We start from the raw sequence: 15899 nt of genomic DNA, 5'->3' as shown, positions 1-15899 counted from the left end.
TTACTCTCAATATTTTGAATCATCTCTAATATTATTATCTTTAAAATATTTCTTAAAATAAGTACTTAGATCAGGAGCATAAGTGGTAAATTTATCATTTGGATTAATAGTATTAAAATAAGAATTTTTTTTAAAATTTTTAAATTTAAATTCAATAATTTCTTTGACACGATTATATGTTTTTTCAATTAATGCAGGTTTTTTAGAAATACTAATAAATCTTAAAAGAGTATATAGATAGTATCTAACAAAAGCATATTCCAACTCTTCATATAAAACTTTTTTAATTTTATAATTATTATAATAGTTTAAAATATGTATTCATTGATGCATTAGTTCAAAAATATTATCATTTTCCAATGTGTTATTTTTAGACGTTAATAATGTTTCATTAATTGCATAATATGTTTTACAATGTGCTAAAAATGAGTATAAAAATAAACTATCAAATTGGATTTCTTTACGAAATTGTAAATTATATTCATTAATAATACTAACTTTCATGATTTTTGTTGTTAAAACTGGTGTTGTTAAAGCAAAGACTATTTTTCCTTGTGTTGTATTTAAATTATATAATTTATTAACTTCAGTTCTAATTGTTGAATGAAAAACATTATTTATATCAAATTCATAACGAACACAATATTCAATACAATCTAAATCTTTATTATTATCTAAAATTTTATTAACTGTTTCAACAAAATTAACGCTAAGAATTTCAGTTGGATTTAAAATAACTACATATTGTCCGGAAATATATTTAAGACCAAGATTACGACTAATGGCAATACCTGATACTTGATAATTAGTAATCATTTTTAAATTTTGTGGATATAATTTAAAATATTTACTAAATATCTCCAAATTTTCATTGTTAATGCCATCATCAACAACAACAACTTCAAAATTAGTTTTTTTATTTACAAAAATCTTTGCTAAAAAAGAATCTAAGTGTTCGGATTCAAATGAAGTTGTATATAAAATAAAAGTTAGTAGCATAATAAATATTTCCTCCCTTTTATAAATAATTATAACACTTCTTTAACAATTTTAAGTGAAGGTTTATCAACATTTATTTTTTATTTTTTTGATTACTATTTTTAAGTTTATTTTTAGATTCTAAAGTAGATTTTTCTATATTATCTGTTTCTTTAATAACTTTAACAGTCATATTTTTATGATCAAAAATAGTTTTTAAATTACCTTCAATAATAACGGTTTCAGTATTATTAGGTTTAATAACGTTTCGCTTTGCGGGATTGGTAACTTTTTTCTTTTTTTGTCCTTTTAATATTTCTGCTCTTAATAAAGCACGTGTTTTTCTAATTTCAAATTTTTCAAATTTAAAAAGAAATGATTTAATAAACTTTTTATACGAATTAACAAAATATCGAAGTCTTTTCTTGCTTCGAGCATGATTATCATATTTTAATAAAATACAAACATAGTTTAATTCATTTCTTGCTTCTGATTCAATTAATGAATTAAAAAAACTGTGATAATTATGACTTAAGTTATATGGTTGACCAGATATTGGACTTTTATAAGGAGTAAAACCTAGATTACCAGTAGTTTTATAATACTTAAAATCAGCAATTCGTGTTGTCATTTGTCCCTTAGGATGTTCTGGTGATTTAATTTCTGATATTTTAAAAATATTATTTGTATCAAATTCTAAAAAATAGCAATATACCTTATGAACAAAGTTACCTGCAGTTTTAAAAGCAATATACAAATCTACTTTTGCTTCATAATTTAAATTATCAAAAATACTAACGTATGGTTGATAAAAATCATATTTTTTATCAATAATTTCTCATCCTTGTTTTTTAATAGTAAGTTCAATCTCATCAGCACAAATATTTGGATTTAAAATAATTTTCTTCATTTTCTACTCCTAACTCTAATATTTTCTAAGTCTATTTTATCAAATTATATATAAAGTGTGGGCTAAGAAAATTTTCCACTTTGATTAATAATTAAAGTACTTTAATTATTACTATTAAACAGCTAACAATACATCATAAAATTATCTTTAAACTATATGAATATATCATATATTTCTACACATAATAAACATTCCTTTTTGTTCGCTAGTTATTAATTAAATTACACCACTTACTCCTTCCAATTTTGAAAATGTTTCATGGTTATTACAAAAGAAATTTTAATCAATTTATTATTAGAAACATGAGTATTAATTGAAAGCATAGTCCCTTAACTAGCAAAATATGTTATAGTAACATTATTAATATTTTTTTAATACATAAGTCATTTTCTTCTTTTACTTTTTTATGTTTTTTATTTTATAAATTAAGTTTTTTTGAAAAAATAATATATAACATTCTTTAAAGTACTCTATTTTTATTAGAAAATATTAATAAAAAAGGACACCTAAAAATATAATGTTTAATTTTCATCAGTAGTAGTTTTATTATTTAATGATGAAGAATTATTAACAACTAATTTAATTTTTTTATTTCCAACTTGATTTTTTGCATCTTTATGATCATATCATCAATTAAGTAACAATGATAATGGTACTAAAATAATAATAAATATTAATAAACAACCAATACTTCATAAAATAGTCATTGGATTAGGATTAATAAGAATTTCTCTTAGTCCTTTTATTGCATAACTAAATGGTAAAAAATTATACATTACTTGAAAAAACTTGGGTTCTAATTCAACAGGAAAAGTACCACTTGATGAAGAAAGTTGTAATATTAAAAGAATAACAATTAAAAATCTACCTAAATCATGATTACGAAACATGTGAGCAATTGATTGAACAACCAAGTCAAAAATAATTGTTATTAATCACATGTATAAAAACATTTGTCAAAAACGTTGTCATAAATCAATATTATTAAATAATAGTAATAATGAAGTTACTAAAATTGTTGACTGAATTAAACCAAAAATAATCATTCATGCTTATTTAGCTAAATAGTTTGATCAAAATTTAGTTTTTGGAATATCTTTATTTCTAATAAAAGTAAAAGTTAATAATAAAGTACCTACTCACATTCCAATACACATGAAATATGGTCCTAAACCAAATCCATAAGGAGATTTATCTTGACCTTCAATATTAATATTAAAATTAATAAAGTTAATAGGTGCCAATAAAGTATGATTCATTCAATAATCATGTTCTAAAACTTTAATATGTTTAATATCTCTGTTGCTTGTTACACTATCAATATTAGCATTAAATTGTTCAGCATGAAGACCTAAACCAGGAACAGCAATTGAAAGAATACCATAAATTTCTTTTAAAATTGGTTGTAAATGCTGATAACCTGAATCAGAAGCATCTTTATCTCAATAATCAAATACTTGATCACTAATAACAACAGGTAAAAACTTACTAAAATATTATCTTTTAATGCATTTAAAGCAAAATCATTAATTTCACCTAAAATCGGACTAACTTTATATGAAGCTTGTAAACTAATTTTTGGTCTAATAGTAATTTGATTAATAAGATTCCAAATTCTTCCTGGAGTTTTAATATTTTCAATAACTACTTTAAAAGCTTTTTTAAAAAAATCATTAAAATCCTTAGTAAAACAACTATCAATAATAATTTCAGTTAAAAAAGTTTTGTCATTTTGATGTTGATAATAACTTTTTCAATCATCATAATAATAAACAGTAAATGTTTTTTTCTCATTGTTAATTTGTAAATCATTAATTTTAAATTCATAAGCACCACTACTATTAGGATTTTCATCATCCAAATTTAAATTATGTCTATTAATAACACGATTAATTCCTACTGCAGAACTATCATTATTAACTAAAGCAATTGGTAAACGATTAATATTTCCCAATGGATTAAAAAAAGCTCATAAAGAAATAAACGCATATAAAAATGGAATAAAACATAGTGCAATACTTTTAATAACTGTTCTTTTATTTTTATAAATGTATTTAGTCCCCACTGCTTTAAAAACCACTTTAAATTCTTGAATCACAATTTTAAATTTATTTAAAATTTTTAACACTTTGTTACTCCTTAATAGATTATCTTTAATAAATTTAGTTATAATAATATTATAAATACATTTGATAAAAAGGGAGAAAAAATATTATGTTACAATTAACAATTAAAGGTAAACCCGTTCATATTAAAAATGAAATAATCAAAGTTGGAGATACTTTATCATTTTCTGCAGTTAATAAAACAATGGATAATATGAATTTGGAAAAATTCACTAATAAATTTAAAATTATTTCTAGTGTACCAAGCATTGATACTAAAACTTGTGCTTTACAAACTATACACTTTAATAAAGAGGCCACTAAATTAAAAGATTTAGTTATTATTACTATTTCCAAAGATTTACCATTTGCTCAAAATCGCTTTTGTGAAAAACTAAAAATGAATAATAATTTTCATATTTTAAGTGATTATCGTAATAATGAAAATAATTTTAGTAATACTACTAATTTATTAATTGATGAAATCCAATTATTAGCACGTACTATTATCATTGTTGATAAAAATAACAAAGTTATATATTTACAAATTGTTAAAGAAGTAACATTAGAACCAAACTATGATGAAGTTCTAAAATTTATTAAAACTTTAACATAAAAAAAGTTAGGTAATATTTTTAAAATAAGTATTACCTAACTTTTTTTTATTTATCAGTAGACTTTTAAAAAACTATTTATTTTGAAAATGAAATATGTTTTTTTGATTGCTGTTCTTTTTTAGTACTATCTGCTTTTTCCTTTTCACGTGCTGCTTTCTCAGCTTTTTGTGCTAGTCTTTCTTTCATATCTTTAGCTCTTTGCATAGCTGATTTAGTAAGTATTTTATCTACTTTTTCTTTTTCTTTTTCATCCATAATGTGTCTCCTTTTTTAAATTATAAACTTGCTCTTCTCATATTTTTAACTGGTGATTTCTTTCTAATATCTTCTCTTTCAAGATTATCATTTTTTTCAGGATTTTCAAATAAATTTCTTACATTTTCCATTTTTTTTCTTCTTGAAATTCTTCTCATACTTGTTTTGGTTTATAAAAAAACCATCACACATATGCTTTTTAGTTGCATCACTTTCATTAAAAACTTCTTTTATTTTGCTGATATCTCTAGGTTTTAAATTTTGTGAAAATTCAACTGTTTCATTTCAATTTTCATTTCATTGTTGAACTTTTTGAGCATAAATTTTTGAAAATTCTTGAGTTTTTACATCTTGTTTATTTTTTTCAAATTTTTTACTTAATTCTTTTTGAATATTTTCAAATGTTTTATTTTTATTACTATCTCAAATTTTACCAAAACTTTTTGCAAATGCCTGTAATTTTGCTTCACGCGTTAAACTTAAAAATCATTGTTTTGATTTTGTCTTTCCTTTTCTTAATTCTTTTTTGGAATGGCAACCCTTTTTAGGACTATTTTTTGGTAGACATTTATTTTTGATAATTAACTGGAGTTAAGTAGTTTAAAGTGCTGTGAATTCTTATGTTGTTATATCAGTTGATGTAATCAAATAATTCTAATTTTAATTGGATTAATGATGTAAAATTTTTATCATTAATAAATTCAATTTTGAAAGTTTTAAAAGTTGCTTCAGCAACAGCGTTATCATAAGGACAACCTTTTTTGCTTAAAGAGCGATTAATATTGAATGCTAGTAAAAGTTTATCAATAATTTTATTATTAAATTCATTACCGCGATCACTATGAAATATTTGAATATCTTTTAAACAACGATTTGAGTGCATAAATGCTTGATGTACTAATGATGCATCTTTTTTAGTACCTACACTATGTCCAATAATTTCGCGGTTAAATAGGTCAATTAATAGGCAAATATAGTTTCATTTACCATTAACTTGAACATAAGTTAAATCACTAACAATAACTTCATTTTTAAGCCTATTATTAAAGTTTCTATTAACGATATTGGTTATTTGACTATCGTTGACTTTATTATGATGATTTTTGAATGATAATTTAGTGTATTTTGATATTAAATTATGTTTATTCATAATTTCTTTAATTTTTCTGCATGACAAATAAATATTCTTTTCTTTTAGAACAACTTTTAATCTTCTTGTTCCAAAAACTTCTTTATTTTCTTTAAAAGCACTAATAACAGCTTCATCATAAATATTATTTTGTTTTTTTCTTTTTCCTTTAAATTAAAATAATATGTTGATTTAGAAAGTTTTAAAAAACGACACATTGTGCGAATTTTATATTTAACTTTATTTTTAGCAATAATTTCTATTTTCTGCCTATTATTAGTGCTGCTTGCTTTAAAATATCATTTTCCATTCGTAACTGTTTTAATTCTTTTCTTAATTTAATTAATTCATTTTCTTCAATAGAACGATTATCTTTAGTTTTAAAACTGCCTGAATTAGTAAATTGCTTAATTCAATTATAAGTAGCTGCTCTTGTAACATTGTACTCTTTAGCAAGACAAGACACTGACTTACCGCTTTGATATAAAGCTACTATTTGTTTTTTAAATTCATCGGTATATGAGTTAATATTGGCCATAATTATAGTTCCTTTCTTTTAACTAATTTGTTCACTTGTCTACGTAATTAGTGTCCAATAAAGTGTAACCTATCCAATTTTTAAATAAAATTATGATTTATTAACTCAAAAGTAAGGATGTTATTTTTTTAATTATTGTGCTTAAAAATTGAAAATATGTTATACTAACAACATAATAAACTAAATTATTAAAGACCATTAGGTTCGACTTATTCTTTTTTATTAGATAAGTGGAACCTAATTATTTTTAAATAAAAAAGGATGTGAAAAATTATGTCAGCACAACAACAGCAACAACCAAATAAAGAAATTTTTGATAAATTACAAGGTGAAAAAGATAAAAAAGAAAAAGCAAATACTTCTTCTGGTGGTAGTAGTAGAAATTGAATTGTAAAATTTGCAAAAGATGTCGCTTATATTTCTTTTTTTCCATACATATGATTAAAAAAACTTTTAGTTTCACTATTTAATAATCGAACTAAAAAACCTAAACTAAATCAGTCAGTTAATATTATCAAAAATAAAGATAATGTTAATCAAAACAATAATGTTATTGCTCGTAGTAATGGACAAGTTAGTTTTAAAGAAGTAGATGCACTAGATCCAGAAAATGAATCAGTAGCAGAAACAACAGCAGAAGCACTAAAATTAAACGGTAATACTACTAATCCATTCCAAAATGTTGCACATAGTTGTAATCGTGAAGAAATTCCAGTAGTTTCAACAACAACTTCTGGAAAAAAATTAACTACTTAAATTATTTAAAATATTTATTAGTTCGTTCTAAATCAATAATATTATCAACATCCCAATGACAATCAAATGATAAAACATAAGGTTTTAATTCAAAATTATGTTTAATACTATTACTAATTAAATATTTACCAACCATTGTTGTTTGCAATACAAGTTCTTGTTGTGGATTTATTAAATCTTCACCAAGAACTTTTGCTCATTTTTTAGTAATATAACTTCATTCTCCTGCCAAGAAACTATCCTTTTTTTTACTTTTAATAATATCAATAATATTACCATTCTTGTTTAATTTATAACTTCAATCTTCTTTGATATTATCATGATCACGATTAATAGCGGCCATCATATTAGTTGAAAAATTATTTAAAAAAATATTTTTTGTACTAATCATATCACCAGAAATAATAAAAATATCATCTTGACCATTAAAATATGATGATACTAATGTCAAAGCATAACCACTATTATAATCAAGGAAATGTTGATTATTTATTAAAATTAATTTTGAATATTTATGAGTAAGAAAATTAAATTCATCTTTTAAATGACCAGTAATGACAATAATTTTTTTTAAATCATGTATTTCAATTAAATGATTAATTATATGTTCAATTAAAGTTAAACCTTTAAATTTAATTAACGATTTATGAACATTATTTGAGATAGGTTGTAATCTACTGCCAATTCCTGCTGCAAAAATAATAGCAACTTTCATTATTCCTCCTTTACTTAACAACAAAATTAACAATCTTATTTGGTATACAAATTGTCTTAATAATTGTTTTATCTTGCAATCAATATTTTACTTTTTCTTCATTATTAACTACTTTTAAAAGTTCTTGATTATTTAAATTTTCTTTTACTACTAAAGTTATTTTCGTTTTACCATTAATCTGAATAGCAATAGTAACTTCACTAGTAATCAAAAATTTTTCATCATAACTTGGAAACTGACTTTTATTAATACTTTCTTTATTACCAAATTGAAATCATAATTCTTCAGCAATATGTGGAGCAAATGGATTTAATAATTTTAAAAAATTAACTAAATATTGTTGATAAATAGTTGGTGCTTTATAACAAGCATTGATAAAAATCATAAGTTGTGCAATAGCAGTATTAAAATTTAAATCGTTAATATCATTAGTTACTTTTTTTACAGTTTGATGATAAATTGTATCTAATGATTTATCATTCTTAGTAGTAATTTTTATTTTATACTCATCTTTATTAACAAGACGATAAATACGCATTAAAAACTTATAACAACCAACTAAACCACTATTTAATCACGGTAAAGATGCTGTTAATGGTCCCATAAACATTTCATATATTCGTAAAGTATCAGCACCATACTCATTAATAATATCATCTGGATTAACAACATTACCGCGTGATTTAGACATTTTTTCATTATTTTCACCAAGAATCATACCTTGATTTACCAATTTTAAAAATGGCTCTTTAACACTAACTAATTTTAAATCATATAGTACTAAATGTCAGAAACGAGCATACAATAAATGTAAAACAGCATGTTCTTGACCGCCAATATATAAATCAACTGGTAATCAATAGTTAAAACGTTTTTGCGCAATAGCACTATTAAAATCACAATAAGTACCATCATCATTTTTTAAAATATATGCTAAATAATATCAACAGCTACCTGCTCATTGTGGCATTGTATTAATTTCTCTTTTTCCTTTTACACCATCTTTTCTAGTTACATGTAATCAGGAATTTGGTGCATTAGTTAAAGGTGCATTCCCCGAATTAGATGGCTTAATATTAGTCATTTTTGGTAATAATACTGGTAATTGTTGTTCATCTACTGTTGAGATTGTACCATCTTCTCAATAAATTATCGGAAAAGGTTCACCTCAATAACGTTGACGAGAAAAAAGTCAATCTCGTAACTTATATGCAGTATGTACTTTTCCTTGTTTTAAAGTTAGTAATTTTTTAACAATTAAATTAGTAGCTGTTTCTAAATCCTTACCATTAATAAAATCAGAGTTAATATATTCACTAGTACCCAAAAATGGTTCATTTTTATTATTAGTTTTCATAATAAAATTGATTGGTAAATTTTTATTTTTAGCAAAAATAAAATCACGACTATCATGTGCAGGAACACCCATAATTGCTCCTGTCCCATAATGATTTAAAACATAATCACCAACTCAAATTGGTAATTTACTTTTAGTAAAAGGATGAATAGCATAACTTCCAGTAAAAACACCAGATTTTAAAGTATCATCTCCTTGACGCATTAAATCTGTTTTAGTTTTAGCATCTAAACAGTATTGAGTAACTGCTTGCGAATATTCACTAGTTGTTAAATCATGAATTAATGGATGTTCAGGAGCAAGTACTAAAAATGAAACACCAAAAATAGTATCAACCCTTGAAGTAAAAATAGAAACCTTACATTTATTATTTTCAACTACAAAATCAACTAATGTTCCAACACTTTTACCAATTCAATTACGTTGTAATTCCTTAACACTATTTGGTCAGTCTAAATCATCTAATCCTTTTAATAATTTTTCAGCATACTTAGTAATTTTTAAAACCCACTGACGCATTGGTTTTTTAATAACTGGGAAATTACCACGTTCAGAAACCATATGACCATTAATGTTAATTATTTCTTCATTAGCTAAAACAGTTCCTAACTGTTCACAAAAATTAACTTCAACATCTTTAATTTCAGCTAACCCTTGTTCATAAAGTTTAATGAAAATTCATTGTGTTCACTTATAATATTGAGGGTCTGTAGTATTAACTTCTTTATTATAATCAAAACTTAGACCAATACTTTGTAATTGTTTACGAAAATTATTAATGTTTTGTTTAGTAAATGTCTCTGGATTATTACCTGTATTTAAGGCATATTGCTCAGCTGGTAAACCAAAAGCATCTCAACCAATTGGATGCAAAACATTAAAACCATTCATTATTTTAACTCGAGAAATAACATCAGTAGCACAATAACCTTTAGGATGGCCAACATGTAAACCTGATCCTGAAGGATAAGGGAACATATCAAGAATATATGATTTTGGTTTTTTATTATCATCAATGTTTGTTTTAAAAGTTTCATTTTTTAATCAATACTGCTGTCATTTTTTTTCTATTTGTTGGTGATTATAACTCATGTTTTTCTCCTTTAATATGTTCAGGTAAAGTAATCATAAAACCATAATATCATAATCATTTAACAAGTTGCAATGTTTACTTATTGATTAAATTATATTTTAAATATTTTGTTAATTATCAATCAATGTTATTAAACCATTTGCTAATATTTATTTTCTACAAAAAAGAAATAGTTTTTATTGTATTTCAAATAAAATATACTATATAATTATCGTTAATATTAAATAAATTCAAAGGAGGATTCTATGAACACACAAAAAGTTTTAAATAAGTCTTTAAAACAAAAAACAAAGCAGCAAAAAATAGGCTTAGGAGAACTAGTGTGACTTTGGATTTAATTATACTTGCACAATAGCTTTTCCTATGTCTTTTATAGGAATATATTATTGAAATAATGGCGGAGTTGGATTACATCTAATCTGAATTATGATTTTAGGCGCTATAATGGCTAGTATTAGTGCATGTGCTTTTTTAAAATGTAGTAAAGTTTATGCTGGTAATAATGGTTGGAGCATATATTTATGTTAGAGCAACTTTTGGTCGTTTTTGAGGATGAATAACCGGCTTTATGCAATATATCATTTTACCATCTACTGTTATTGGTGGTATTATTTCAATGTTTAGAATTAACTTAAACCAATTATCATTTTTTTCTTGATTACCTGATAGATGATCTAATTTATTTATTGATAGTTTAGGAATTATAGTTTATTGTTTGGTTACAAGTTGTATCTATTTTGGATTAAGAGGTTTTCGTTGATTTGTTAATATTTCAGGAATCATTAAATGACTGTCAACTTGTTTTTTGATTATTTGTGCCATTATTCTGGTAATCAAAAACGGCACTATAGTTTATCAACAAGCATTTGTTGGTACTAAACATCTTCATTTTACAATTAATATTTTTAATAATGCTTTTAGTAATTTTTTCTACTTTTTCCTTGGTTTTGAGACCTTTACTGTTATTGGAAAAAATGTTAAAAATCCTAATAAAAATTTAGGTAGGGGAACAATTATTGTCTTATTTTTGACAACTATTTTTTATTTAATGATTACAATTTTAATTATTGGTGCCATCAGTTCGCAGGGACCTAATGGTAATAACGGATGAGCAAATGGTGGTAATAATTATAACCCAAATAATGTTATTGCTGGCATTGCTGGTACAACGGGTATCATTTTACTAGTTATTTGTACTTTATCAATTAAATTGAATGGTGTAATACAAGTAGCGCTATATTCTGGAGCTATGCTACAACCATTAGCCAAAGAAGGATACATTAGTGAAAAAATAGCCAAATTAAATAAAGAAAATATTGCAATGTATGGTAATACTATTAATTTTATAATTACAATTATAGTTTGTATTATTATGCTAATAATTCCGGATTTAATTGGAATTAGTTTTAATTATAACCAAATGTTGGGATTTACAACTAATATAACAATCTTTGTTTATCTTTTTGTTATAGCAGCAACTTGTGTTATGGGTTATTATAAAAAAATAAAAATAAAAGTTATTGAATGAATTATGTTTATTATCTGTTTATTATTTTTAATTAGTCAATTCATTATTTTTAATTATAATATGATTCATGATTTAGTAAGCAACAAAGGAATCATATTAATTGCAATTGCGATTAAGTTTTTAATGTTTTGAGTATTTATTATAATTGCTACTATTATTTATTTTACTTATTATAAACCAAAACTAAAACAAAGATTAATAACAAATCCAGAATATCAAAATCAATTAGATAAAGAATTTATTTTTAATTCTCATCTAGTAGTTAATTAAATTACTTAAAAATTATATTATCTTATTATCGCCAAAAATAAACTAAATGAGTTGCTGGTTTTTTACAAAAACAAGTACCAGTAGTAGTTGTACTTTTTAATTTAGCATATGCTTGAAAATGTTCAGATCAACCAATATCAATTGTATGTTGAGCATGTTTTCCTAATTCAATTGCTGCTAATACAACCTTTTTCTCATTTAATGCTTTATTCATTAATTTAATATCACCATCCATAATAATAATATCTTCTTTGATTATTTCATCATTTTTCATTATAATCACCCTTTCTATCAATTAATATTATAACGCTATTTAAAAAAGAAATAGTAATTACAATTACTATTCTAACGATATCTTTCTACATAGTGACTAACTAAACCACGATAAATAAAAGGTATTGTTAATTGCATAATTGGATAAGTAAACAAAAAAATATGAATAAAATTGTAAACTAATGAGTAAAAAAGAGGATTAAATCCTGATCAAATATTTTTACTTCCGTCAGCATTAGTAATTTGTGATCAAATAAAATATCCTGCTATTGTTTGTCAAAAATAAATAATTAAACAAACTAAAAAACAATGTAAAAAATAATTAATATAAGTAAAAATTGATTTATCAGCTTTTAAATTAAAACGTAATAATGAAATAATAGCGGGCGTTGTCATTGGCAAAAAATAATCTAATAAATAACTTCAAGCATTAATAACATAACCACCACCAATAAATAATAATAACATTAAAGCACTAATCATACCCGTTAATCATCCACCTGCAAAGCCAATAATATAACTAATAACCATTAAAGGTATATATTTAATAGCAATACCGCCGCCGTATGGCATTTTTGGTAATAAATTTTGTTCAATAAAAGCACAAGCAATAGTTACACCAGTAAATAAACCAATAATTGTATAATCAATAACTAATCATCGTTTAATACCAAATGCAAATTTAAAATTAGTTCATCATCTTGTTTTTAAAATGGCAAAAGTTTCTTCTTTTTGTCATTGATAATGTTTAATTCAATTAAAAATTAATGCAATGGGATTGATACTAAAAATTGATAGTAATGTAACAATAACAATATTTTTATGCATATCTTCTATTTTAACTGTTCATGTAATAACAGATAATAAAATTGCTGAAATTAATAATAAACAAAGAATTAATATTAAATAAATTTTACTGCTATAAAATTGTCAACCAATAATAGTAGTAACTTTAAAAAAGTGATTAATACTACTAGCAGGTAAAATACTAATAATAACTGTTAATGTTAAAAGAGTAATTAAACTAAAAATGGCTGATGCTTTAATTAACATTCCTACCCCCAGTTTGCTTTTAATTTTATTATAATTGATAGTTGTTAATAGTTGTTCTTTAAACATAATAAAATGATAACTCCTTTAATTTATCTTACATAACAAAAAGGAGTTATCATTTTTTAAAATATAAAAAATAAAGTCTCCCTCCGCTAGTACTAACTAGATCAGGTTATAGGGTATTTCTCAGGCAATGCCACCCCTGCTTTATATAATATATGCAAATTAATCCATATTTACTACTATTATAACATTCAAAATATTTTTTTAAATATAAAATATATTTTTTTATGATTTTTAGTTTAAATTAAAATTTGTTCTATTTTTATTTGAAATTTATTTGAAAAAAAATAAAATATATTCACTTCTTAAAAATAAGAAGTTATTGGGAAAAAATAAAAAGGAGTTTGGATAGGTTACACTTTATTGGACACTAATTACGTAGACAAGTGAACAAATTAGTTAAAAGAAAGGAACTATAATTATGGCCAATATTAACTCATATACCGATGAATTTAAAAAACAAATAGTAGCTTTATATCAAAGCGGTAAGTCAGTGTCTTGTCTTGCTAAAGAGTACAATGTTACAAGAGCAGCTACTTATAATTGAATTAAGCAATTTACTAATTCAGGCAGTTTTAAAACTAAAGATAATCGTTCTATTGAAGAAAATGAATTAATTAAATTAAGAAAAGAATTAAAACAGTTACGAATGGAAAATGATATTTTAAAGCAAGCAGCACTAATAATAGGCAGAAAATAGAAATTATTGCTAAAAATAAAGTTAAATATAAAATTCGCACAATGTGTCGTTTTTTAAAACTTTCTAAATCAACATATTATTTTAATTTAAAGGAAAAAGAAAAAAAACAAAATAATATTTATGATGAAGCTGTTATTAGTGCTTTTAAAGAAAATAAAGAAGTTTATGGAACAAGAAGATTAAAAGTTGTTCTAAAAGAAAAGAATATTTATTTGTCACGCAGAAAAATTAAAGAAATTATGAATAAACATAATTTAATATCAAAATACACTAAATTATCATTCAAAAATCATCATAATAAAGTCAACGATAGTCAAATAACCAATATCGTTAATAGAAACTTTAATAATAGGCTTAAAAATGAAGTTATTGTTAGTGATTTAACTTATGTTCAAGTTAATGGTAAATGAAACTATATTTGCCTATTAATTGACCTATTTAACCGCGAAATTATTGGACATAGTGTAGGTACTAAAAAAGATGCATCATTAGTACATCAAGCATTTATGCACTCAAATCGTTGTTTAAAAGATATTCAAATATTTCATAGTGATCGCGGTAATGAATTTAATAATAAAATTATTGATAAACTTTTACTAGCATTCAATATTAATCGCTCTTTAAGCAAAAAAGGTTGTCCTTATGATAACGCTGTTGCTGAAGCAACTTTTAAAACTTTCAAAATTGAATTTATTGGGCGCATTGCAAACTTGGATACGATTTAATAAAAATATAAATGAGAGATAAAACTCTCATTTTTAATTGTTGAACAATTATAATTAATTATTTTATTAAACCTATACTTTATTAAAGTAATTAATTATTCCAAATTTAATAAAAATTATAAAAGCTATTGTATAGGAATTTGCAAATAGTAATTTTTCTGCTGGTCTTTAAAAATTTAAGATTTTTTTCTCCCCCTCCCTCCAGACCTCCTACCCCCAAGGCTTTGCTACTTACAGTAGCATAAGCCTTACGTATATTAGTAGAAGTATTTAGTTAGTAGTATATAAGCCTTTTATCACTGTAGGTGATAAGGCTTATACGTAGAAAGGATTTGTAATGATTAATGTTAATTTAGATATTAAAAATAAAGTTAGAGAAACAACTAAAGGTATGTTATTAGAAATTGGTGAATATGAAACATGATTTCCAATTAAAGATACTACTATTAATCAAAATAATAAAAAAATAACATTAAAAATAATTGAAGATTTTAATTATAAATTAGGTAAAAAATCAATTACAAAAGATATTGAAAGTATTAAAGGTAGTGAAATTTTAAAATATATTAAAAATATTTCAGATATTACTACAAATGAAAATGAATTAATATCATGTGAATTTTATGAAGAATATAATGGTTATTATATTTTTAAAAATAATAATAATCAAGAATGTTTTAAATATAACATTACATGAGAACAAGATATGAAAAGTTTTAAAATAAATAATCCATATAATGATAATGATTTAGCAATAAATTATATTGTTACACCAATGAAAGATATAAATACTCATAATGAAAAAATATTTTATTTAAAGTATTAAAGGAAATT

At 23.5% G+C, this 15899-nt stretch carries 16 protein-coding genes, 1 pseudogene and 1 riboswitch; of the genes and pseudogenes, 6 read left to right on the top strand and 11 right to left on the bottom strand.

All coding sequences use genetic code 4. The features are described from left to right. The 5 genes from AACK89_RS03835 to AACK89_RS03815 all read right to left on the bottom strand — a co-directional run bounded on the left by AACK89_RS03835 (position 1) and on the right by AACK89_RS03815 (position 4016). A complete protein-coding gene (locus tag AACK89_RS03835; protein WP_338979250.1) occupies positions 1-999 on the bottom strand; it encodes a glycosyltransferase family 2 protein in 999 nt (332 codons plus the stop codon). Between the two features lie 73 nt (positions 1000-1072). Further along, positions 1073-1888 carry a hypothetical protein gene (locus AACK89_RS03830; RefSeq protein ID WP_281749372.1) on the bottom strand — a complete coding sequence of 272 codons (816 nt, stop codon included), beginning with the start codon at positions 1886-1888 and terminating at the stop codon, positions 1073-1075. Between the two features lie 521 nt (positions 1889-2409). Further along, complete coding sequence (locus AACK89_RS03825; RefSeq protein ID WP_338979246.1) at positions 2410-2934, bottom strand: ABC transporter permease; 525 nt, start codon at positions 2932-2934, stop codon at positions 2410-2412. A 6-nt stretch (positions 2935-2940) separates the two neighbouring features. Next, positions 2941-3147: a hypothetical protein gene (locus tag AACK89_RS03820; protein ID WP_338979244.1), complete on the bottom strand. Its 207-nt coding sequence runs from the start codon at positions 3145-3147 to the stop codon at positions 2941-2943. Between the two features lie 134 nt (positions 3148-3281). Beyond that, positions 3282-4016: a hypothetical protein gene (locus AACK89_RS03815; protein WP_338979243.1), complete on the bottom strand. Its 735-nt coding sequence runs from the start codon at positions 4014-4016 to the stop codon at positions 3282-3284. Positions 4017-4102: 86 nt separating this feature from the next. Between AACK89_RS03815 and tpx the strand changes: the two genes are divergently transcribed. Then, complete coding sequence (tpx, locus tag AACK89_RS03810) at positions 4103-4609, top strand: thiol peroxidase (protein WP_338975203.1); 507 nt, start codon at positions 4103-4105, stop codon at positions 4607-4609. 76 nt (positions 4610-4685) lie between these two features. Here tpx and AACK89_RS03805 read toward each other — a convergent pair whose 3' ends face one another. Together AACK89_RS03805 and AACK89_RS03800 are read right to left on the bottom strand one after the other, a co-directional pair. Further along, positions 4686-4865, bottom strand: coding sequence for a hypothetical protein (locus AACK89_RS03805; RefSeq protein WP_338960250.1), 180 nt, complete (start codon positions 4863-4865; stop codon positions 4686-4688). A gap of 568 nt (positions 4866-5433) precedes the next feature. Then, a pseudogene (locus tag AACK89_RS03800) lies at positions 5434-6532 on the bottom strand (IS3 family transposase). Between the two features lie 273 nt (positions 6533-6805). Here AACK89_RS03800 and AACK89_RS03795 point away from each other — a divergent pair. Beyond that, positions 6806-7288 carry a hypothetical protein gene (locus AACK89_RS03795; RefSeq protein ID WP_338975198.1) on the top strand — a complete coding sequence of 161 codons (483 nt, stop codon included), beginning with the start codon at positions 6806-6808 and terminating at the stop codon, positions 7286-7288. 1 nt (position 7289) lies between these two features. Here the strand turns inward: AACK89_RS03795 and AACK89_RS03790 are convergent, their stop codons facing one another. Beyond that, positions 7290-8003 carry a sugar phosphate nucleotidyltransferase gene (locus AACK89_RS03790; RefSeq protein ID WP_281747899.1) on the bottom strand — a complete coding sequence of 238 codons (714 nt, stop codon included), beginning with the start codon at positions 8001-8003 and terminating at the stop codon, positions 7290-7292. A gap of 10 nt (positions 8004-8013) precedes the next feature. Beyond that, the gene (gene leuS / locus AACK89_RS03785; RefSeq protein WP_338979241.1) at positions 8014-10452 is read right to left on the bottom strand and encodes a leucine--tRNA ligase; all 2439 of its coding nucleotides are present in this window, start codon (positions 10450-10452) and stop codon (positions 8014-8016) included. Between the two features lie 491 nt (positions 10453-10943). On the opposite strand from leuS, the gene AACK89_RS03780 reads away from it, so the two are divergent. Then, the gene (locus AACK89_RS03780; protein WP_338979240.1) at positions 10944-12251 is read left to right on the top strand and encodes an APC family permease; all 1308 of its coding nucleotides are present in this window, start codon (positions 10944-10946) and stop codon (positions 12249-12251) included. 25 nt (positions 12252-12276) lie between these two features. Here AACK89_RS03780 and AACK89_RS03775 read toward each other — a convergent pair whose 3' ends face one another. Both AACK89_RS03775 and AACK89_RS03770 read right to left on the bottom strand, forming a co-directional pair. Then, on the bottom strand, positions 12277-12525 hold the full coding sequence (locus AACK89_RS03775; protein WP_338975120.1) for a hypothetical protein: 249 nt from the start codon (positions 12523-12525) through the stop codon (positions 12277-12279). Positions 12526-12596: 71 nt separating this feature from the next. Then, the gene (locus AACK89_RS03770; RefSeq protein WP_338979238.1) at positions 12597-13643 is read right to left on the bottom strand and encodes an energy-coupled thiamine transporter ThiT; all 1047 of its coding nucleotides are present in this window, start codon (positions 13641-13643) and stop codon (positions 12597-12599) included. Positions 13644-13703: 60 nt separating this feature from the next. Continuing rightward, a riboswitch (TPP riboswitch) is annotated at positions 13704-13791 on the bottom strand. 270 nt (positions 13792-14061) lie between these two features. On the opposite strand from AACK89_RS03770, the gene AACK89_RS03765 reads away from it, so the two are divergent. The 3 genes from AACK89_RS03765 (at position 14062) to AACK89_RS03755 (ending at position 15891) form a co-directional block, all read left to right on the top strand. Next, positions 14062-14340 carry a transposase gene (locus AACK89_RS03765; protein WP_338977702.1) on the top strand — a complete coding sequence of 93 codons (279 nt, stop codon included), beginning with the start codon at positions 14062-14064 and terminating at the stop codon, positions 14338-14340. Then, positions 14262-15065, top strand: a complete 804-nt coding sequence (locus AACK89_RS03760) for an IS3 family transposase (protein ID WP_338979280.1) — start codon at positions 14262-14264, stop codon at positions 15063-15065. Before AACK89_RS03765 ends, AACK89_RS03760 begins: the two co-directional genes overlap by 79 nt. A 337-nt stretch (positions 15066-15402) precedes the next feature. Next, on the top strand, positions 15403-15891 hold the full coding sequence (locus AACK89_RS03755; protein WP_338978672.1) for a hypothetical protein: 489 nt from the start codon (positions 15403-15405) through the stop codon (positions 15889-15891). Positions 15892-15899 lie beyond the last annotated feature (8 nt).

The sequence above is a fragment of the Spiroplasma endosymbiont of Panzeria rudis genome (genome assembly GCF_964019705.1).
In the GTDB taxonomy this organism is placed as follows: Bacteria; Bacillota_I; Bacilli_A; order Mycoplasmatales; family VBWQ01; genus Spiroplasma_E; species Spiroplasma_E ixodetis_A.
This window is presented reverse-complemented; position numbering and strand designations above follow the sequence as displayed.